Genomic DNA, 249 nt, shown 5'->3' with positions numbered 1-249 from the left:
GGCCGGTCACGCTTCCGTCGGCGAGCGCTTCGGGTAGAGCGGGCAACAGTCGGATCCCGTCGTGGGACTGCAGAAGGGCCTCGCTGACAGCGCCGACGAAGCCGAGGTTGGCGTCGATCTGGAAAGGCGGATGCGCCGCGAAGAGGTTCGGGTAGAGACCGCCGGCCCACGGGCCGGTGACCTCCTCCGCGTCACGCAGTGCGAGCGCCATCAGCGCGCCGACCCGTTCCGAGTGGCCCAGGCGCGCCC

General features: G+C 71.5%; 1 protein-coding gene. It reads right to left on the bottom strand.

The window, feature by feature from the left end; all coding sequences use genetic code 11:
- The coding region (locus tag SB753_RS39905) for a glycosyl hydrolase family 95 catalytic domain-containing protein (RefSeq protein WP_410805526.1) at positions 1 to 211 on the bottom strand (211 nt) is incomplete at its 3' end.
- Positions 212 to 249: the final 38 nt, after the last annotated feature.

The sequence above is a fragment of the Paraburkholderia sp. SIMBA_053 genome, from assembly GCF_046534895.1.
GTDB classification, from domain to species: Bacteria; Pseudomonadota; Gammaproteobacteria; order Burkholderiales; family Burkholderiaceae; genus Paraburkholderia; species Paraburkholderia caledonica.
This window is presented reverse-complemented; position numbering and strand designations above follow the sequence as displayed.